General features: G+C 58.0%; 6 protein-coding genes. All 6 read left to right on the plus strand.

The annotated features are described in order from the left end of the window. The first annotated feature begins 37 nt into the window (after positions 1-37). Positions 38-958 (plus strand): MbnB/TglH/ChrH family RiPP precursor modification enzyme, encoded by a 921-nt coding sequence (locus tag GA0061098_RS40895; RefSeq protein WP_091967364.1) that lies wholly within the window; start codon positions 38-40, stop codon positions 956-958. Continuing rightward, positions 958-1,926: a hypothetical protein gene (locus tag GA0061098_RS40900; protein WP_129591082.1), complete on the plus strand. Its 969-nt coding sequence runs from the start codon at positions 958-960 to the stop codon at positions 1,924-1,926. The genes GA0061098_RS40895 and GA0061098_RS40900 overlap by 1 nt, the downstream gene beginning before the upstream one ends. After that, positions 1,913-3,688 (plus strand): class I SAM-dependent methyltransferase, encoded by a 1,776-nt coding sequence (locus tag GA0061098_RS40905; protein WP_091967367.1) that lies wholly within the window; start codon positions 1,913-1,915, stop codon positions 3,686-3,688. Before GA0061098_RS40900 ends, GA0061098_RS40905 begins: the two co-directional genes overlap by 14 nt. 30 nt (positions 3,689-3,718) lie before the next feature. Beyond that, positions 3,719-5,218: a radical SAM protein gene (locus tag GA0061098_RS40910; protein WP_091967369.1), complete on the plus strand. Its 1,500-nt coding sequence runs from the start codon at positions 3,719-3,721 to the stop codon at positions 5,216-5,218. A gap of 24 nt (positions 5,219-5,242) precedes the next feature. Then, on the plus strand, positions 5,243-5,983 hold the full coding sequence (locus tag GA0061098_RS40915) for a methyltransferase domain-containing protein (RefSeq protein ID WP_091967371.1): 741 nt from the start codon (positions 5,243-5,245) through the stop codon (positions 5,981-5,983). Between the two features lie 233 nt (positions 5,984-6,216). Continuing rightward, positions 6,217-6,644, plus strand: a 428-nt coding sequence (locus GA0061098_RS40920; RefSeq protein ID WP_129591083.1) for a transposase, incomplete at its 3' end; no start/stop codon positions are given.

The raw sequence follows: 6,644 nt of genomic DNA on the forward strand, positions 1-6,644 counted from the left end.
TTTTGCGGGGCCGCCAAGGCTATTGGAGGTCTCGGAAATGAGCGTTCCGCGCTTGGGCGTTGGGCTTCAGTTCAACCCGGAATTAATTGGGTGGTTTCCGTTTCTGAACCAGCCTCTTGACGCGCTGGAAATACTGTTTGACTCGGTCATGAGTCCTCTTGATGGGCCGGGTCTTGTATCTCCTCGCGCCATCGATCTCATGCGCGATATTAAGGATAAATATCCGCTCCTCGGACATTCGAACTACGGCGGTGACTTTGGCTTCGACGATCTGATGAGCACAGCGGCGGTACGACGACACGTTCCGCTGTCTCAGAAATTCAACGTTGCTTCGGTCGCCAACCACTGTTTCTACGGCGATGCCTCCTGGTCCGACGTTTGGAGCAGTCCGTTACAATTCTCGCGGGCTGAAGCTGTTCGTGTGGCGGCGAGGGCGCGCGCGCTTCAAGATCTTTACGGCGTTCCGCTCGCGCACGAAAACGCTGCGTACTACCGCGTGTGCCCCGGTAGCGATTTGCCCGAAGAGGAATTCCTCGCGCGAATGCTTGAATTATCAGGCACCTACCTGCACCTGGATTTGCACAATCTCTACGCGAACGAGCAGAACCACCGCGGGAGGGGGTATTCCATCCGTCGGTTTCTGAGCACCATCCCGCTCGACCGTATCATCACTATTCATATGGCGGGAGGGCGGTGGATCAAAGGTCAATATCACGACCTTCACGATACCCAGGTTGCAGAAGCCGTTTGGGACCTGCTCGATGATGTTTTGTCGCGTGCGCGCCCTGGCGCCGTCATCCTCGAATATGAGACGCAATCCCTCCACTGCGATGGGGAAATGGCCGATACCGGGCGTACCACCGATCTAATCCTCTCGGACCTCGAGCGGGGACGTAAGGCGTGGGATCGCGCCTACGGGCGGGCGAGCAGACGCACGACGTGCAGCGAGGCCGCCTAGTGGACGCGCGGCTGGTCTGGGATACGTGGCGCCGCGTGCTGACAGACGATCGGCTCGCGAATTGGGTCATGGACTCTAACTCGAGGACCGAAGATGCCCTTGGCTGCACGGCGGATGAGCTTGCAATCCTGGTGGACTATGCGGGAACTCCCGCGCCGACCGAATCCAACATTGGCATGTATCGTCGCGGATTGGTCAGGAATGCTCTGGGTGCGCTGGACCTTGTCCCGCTTACGCGCCGTCTCCTGCACGCGAGTGGGCTCGATGTTGAAGCGGTTGCGTCGGAATTTGTGCAGTCAGGCGGTTATGCGGACAATGGGCCTTACTTCTGGCGGACGGCAGCATGTTTTGTCGCATTTTTGGCCGGTCGTGCGGAGTTCTTCTCCCCTCGGCACCAGGATGTGCTGGCGATCGACGCGGCCGGCGTTGCGCTTGCGCGCCGGCTCGGCGAAGCCGCTCCCCTGATATGGCCCAACACCGTGGCGGAGGCCTTCTCGGCAGAGAGCCCGAGCAGGAATTTGCAGTCAAGCCGCTTCGTCGCCCATCCCGCGGCGACCATGATCTCGTCATCCTATGATCTCACCCCATGGATTGAGAATCCGTTTGACTTCGACGCCGGCCAGGACCTCGAAGCCTCTTCACGACATTGGCTGATCTATGTTCCGGCCGCTGAGGCCGCCCATGAATATGCGGAGCTTTCGCATCGAGCTGCCTGCCTCTTTGATGTCCTTCGTGTCCCGAAGAGCTTGGTGGAATTGTCAACGGCCCTGAACGATGTCCCCCAGGCCGATGTGCTCGCGCTAATCGATTCTCTGGCGGGGCTCGGTGTCATCGTAAGCGGATCGGATCTACTCGACGTAACCCCTCGAGAAATGCAATTGCCTCACGAAGAAGGAACACATGCCGTAGGCGATCTCCCTCTCGCTTCACACCGGATCTGCGGCGGCGCGCCCCATGAAACGGCTTGAGCACCTTAAGACCTCAAGACCGGGCAGCCTTTCCAAGAAGCTGCCGGACGATGCATTTGTCATGCTCGACCCAGCTGTCGAGGTTCTGGATGCCGAGATTGCAGAACATCGATTGCTCAGTCACCGTTACCTCGAAATCGGCATGGTCGTGCCACCTGGCGACGGCCTGGTGGATTTTGTCACCACGCTCAGCAACGAGCCTGTTAATGTGGCAGTCCTACGCGCTCAGTTCGACGATCAGTCCATGATTGACGAGATGCTGGCTTCGCTGCGCCAGCACGGCTTTATGCACATTACCTCGCAAACGAAGCCGTCGACCGAGGAGCTTGAGCATCTGCGACGCATTGCGGAATGTGCACGCACCGCAAGCTTGCGCCGCTCCATCGTCATCGACCTCGATAGTGAGATTTCCCTTGAGCAGATCTCCACGCGCCTGAGGGACGAAACGCATCCGCCGGAGTTGCTGCTGCGTTGCGCGCAGCTGGCAGATCATAAGTTGACTTTGGGTGGACTGGCCCGCCTTCGCCAGAAAGGCATTGTTCGAATGCACCAGACGGTGGTGCAAACGCAATGCCTGTCGAGCGACAGTGAACTTCGGCGTTCCCTTATTCGTCTCGGTGCCGCGGTCTACCTGGACGGAATTTCTTGGCCGGTGCCAAACCATCCGATTGCCGGGCTTGAGGAGATGGTTCGCGATTGCGTCGCCGTCCATCTGCTCATGACTCCCGACCTGTCGATCATGGACGAGGCTGAGCGGAGACGCGTTCTGACCTGGGCGACCTCGGCCTTCATCTCAGGTCTGTGCTTACGGCTTGATCCGGACGCTCTCTGGCCCGCCGGCGATGCCGCCGAAGATGATTTTGATGCCATGTTCAAAGCGGTCCACGCAATCGAGAACGCGCTCGGTGACGTCCTGATCCCCAATTTGCCGAGCGATGAAGTGTTGCTGGGCAATGCGGCGTCTTCTCCGTCTCCCGGCCGGGTGTCCGATTTTGCAAAGCGTTTTCGAGCCGCGTACTTGCGATGGCGTCTCCCTTTGTTGAAGGCATGTGAGAACGACAATAGCTGGAGCCAGGTGCCTGAAGTCGAAGACAAACTGGTCCGTGCGCAAGAGGATCTGCTTCCGAATCACCCGGAACTGCTGCTGCTCAAGCCCGGGAGCATCGTGGTCGACGTTTGCGGCGGGCTCGGACGCGTTGCACGACGCTTGTCGCCGGCTGTTGGGGAAAACGGACTCGTCATTTCCGTCGAGATGTTTCGCTGCCTGAGCGATCGGGCGCGCCGGTTCGCCTGTGAACGAAACTTCACGAATCTCGATTTTCGCCCTGGTCTCGCGCAGCGTCTCGCTCTGCCCGATGCGTCAGTTGACGCGGCCGTCAACGAATGGACCGGAGGCATCTGGGAACTGGGACTCGGAGCCAGTATGGTCAAAGAAATGGCGAGGGTCGTACGCCCCGGAGGCCGCATCGCGGTCACCCATCGGCTCGTGCAGCTTCATCTCGCTTCGCTCCGGCAGCCATGGGTCCAGTACGACGAAATCTATGCGTGGATTCGCGAAGCCGTCGTGCATCCGGATCTTACGATCATCGCGGAACGCATTTGGGGTCAAATCGTCCCGTCGCTCATAGGCGAGCATGCAACCCATTGGCGTAAGCAGTATATGCCGCGCCTGATAAATCCATACGACGTCATCTACAGATACGACGACAGTCCAGATACGCGCGCCGACGTTTATCTTACCGTCATCGCGCAACGGCGATGATCCATCAACAGCGCGATGGTGTGAGGTGCGATGATGAGGCTGCGAAAATCCGCTCTTGAGCAAGCATGTTCGTCGCTGCGACGGCTCGGAATTCCGGCGGTGTTGCCGGCACTTCATGCCGCCGGAATCGGCATCAGTCGTGCGGTCCTGGGCGGATCGCATTCGGTGGCTATCTACCCGCCTATCAACTCCTTGACGCCGCTCGATTCCAGAGGCGTGATCGATACGATCGAGTGGGGCGAAGAAGTCAGCCTCTATGTTCATATAGCGTTCTGTGAAACGCGCTGCACCTTCTGTCACTACACAGTCGATCACTACGCTGGCCGGGCAAAGCACTCTATGGAGGACGACGCTAAAGTTGCTCGTTATCTGACGGCGCTAAAACGTGAACTCGCGTTTTGGGGCGCGCGGCTCGCTCAAAGCGGCACCGTGGTGTCATCGGTCTATATCGGCGGAGGCACGCCGCTCGTGCTCGATGAATCAGCGTTGCGAGATTTAATACGTGCCATTCGAAGCGAATATGATCTGCGGTCCGGCGCGGAGTTTTGCATAGAAGGCAGCCCTCTCACGATCACCGCGCCTGAGGGCGAACACAAGCTGCGGTCTCTTAAAGCTCAAGGCGTTACGCGCCTGAGCTTTGGAGTACAGTCGTTCGATGATGAAGTCCTCAAATATGCGGCCCGCGGCTACCAGCGCGAGACTCCGATTCGTGCATGCGCAATTGCAAACCGGATCTTCGAAAACTGGAATCTCGACCTGATCCAGGGGCTCTATAAGGGGTCGACGTCTGAAGTATGGGGCAATCTTGAAGCCATCGCCGAGATCCGTCCGCCACACCTGACCTGGTATCACGGGCGATTCGGGGACCGTCCTCAAGGGCACTGGTATAGGACGGAAACAAAGCGAGCGGAGTTCGAGGACGAGTTCACCACACTTCTTGGCCGGATGCTTATTTGGCAAGAAATGGCCGCTCTCGGTTATGACCAGACAGACGGCAACCGCTTTGTGCGATCGCATGAATTTACCGATCCATTCAAGAGGATCCGAACGAACACGGCGAGCGATCTTCTTGGACTGGGGGCGGGAGCCTACTCCCATGGCGGCGTCAAAGTGGAGGAGGCAAACCGTCTGGGGCACGTGTTTCGCAATGACCCGAATATCCGGACGTATGTGGATGCCGTTTTGACAGGCAACGTTCCGATCGCCACCGGACGGGCCGTCGACGATGAGGAATTGCTGGCCGCCTCTTATGCGACAGGACTGCGTATCGGACGCATCGAGGACGAGAGCCTGCGGTCGCTCCGCTCCGCTCATCCCCAGCTTTCGCGGTATTATGACGCTCTTGTCGACGAGCTGAACAATGCCGGCGCATTAGAGGCTTATCTCGACGATAGGGGCCAAGCCGGGCTGAGACTTTCCCCACTCGGTAAACTCTTTGAAGACGAGGCCTTGTCCGTCTTTTTCAGCCCCGCGGTCAAAAGCGAATTGGCCGGAAGAACGACAAGCGAACGCAAACTGCAGCTCGCATAACCGGAAAGACCGGGAGAGGTAGTCATGGACAGCTTGGAGCAGTCTGCTGCAAGAGAGAGGGGCCCTACCGGAGATGGCATCCGGGCCGAACGGGCCGGCTGGAGCTTCGGCGGCGACACCCCTCAATATTTTGATCGCCACGTCGCAAGGTCCGTTCCCAACTATGAAGCCGGCCATAGCCTGATTGAACAGGTAAGTGATTTTTTCGTAAAGAAGGACTCAGTCGCCTATGAAATCGGTACTTCAACCGGAACGCTCCTGCGGCAACTAGCGAAACGCCATCCACACGGCACGCGCTGGATCGGGATCGATAGCGAACGCGCCATGATCGAATACGCGCGTAGCGCTCAGGGCAAAGCGCCGAACGTCGAGTACCTGCTCGCAAACGCATGCGAGGTAGACTACGAAGCCAGCGATTTTATCGTCTCCTATTATACGGTACAGTTCGTTCCGCCACGACACCGCCAGAACTTGATAGACTTAATCTATAAGTCACTCAATTGGGGCGGAGCATTCCTGTTTTTCGAGAAAGTCAGGGCGCCAGATGCGCGGTTTCAGGATATTATGAGCGCGATCTATATCGATTATAAGCTGGAGAACGGCTACTCCCCCGAAGAAGTTCTGGGAAAAGCAAGCAGCTTGAAAGGCGTTCTTGAGCCGTTTTCGACCAAGGGCAATCTCGATATGTTGCATCGTGCGGGGTTTATGGACGCCATGACCATATACAAGCACGTCTGTTTCGAGGGATTTCTCGCCATCAAATAGGACTATGTAGCCTATAGTTTACCTTAGGCAGCTGTTTGGTAAAGATTGTCCCTGATCCGTTGATCAGTCGCCCGTGAACAAGGCTCTAAGCGATTGAGCGGGAGTCTGTTTTTCGGATTTGAGACGGTTTGAGATTGCAGGGTTTGGGAGGTCGAGGCCGCCAAACCCTGCAAATTCGTTTGTGATTCCCTTTTGCGGCAGGCCATGATTCTGTGGGTGCATCGGAGGGGACGATGCGGCCGAAGAAGCACAAGACGACGGGATCGAATGACCTGTTCCGGGCGCGGCTGGACCAGATCATCAACATGAAGCACGAGTTGGTTCTGCTCGCCGGCAAGGTTGATTGGGACTGGATCGACGGCGAGATCGCACCGCTCTACAGCGAGAACGGCCGGCCTGCGATCGAGACCCGCTTCATGATCGGGCTGTTGTTGCTCAAGCACATTTACGGGTTGTCCGATGAGGGAGTGTGCGAACGCTGGGTCCACGACCCGTATTTCCAGTTCTTCACCGGCGAAGAGTTCTTCCAGCACGCCTTCCCGCACGAGCGCTCGGACCTGAGCCATTGGCGCAAGCGGCTCGGCGACAAGCTGGAGCTGCTGCTGGCCGAGAGCCTGCGGGTGGCGCACGAGGCCGGCGCGTTGCGCAGCCAGGACCTCAA

Source organism: Bradyrhizobium shewense (genome assembly GCF_900094605.1).
GTDB classification, from domain to species: domain Bacteria; phylum Pseudomonadota; class Alphaproteobacteria; order Rhizobiales; family Xanthobacteraceae; genus Bradyrhizobium; species Bradyrhizobium shewense.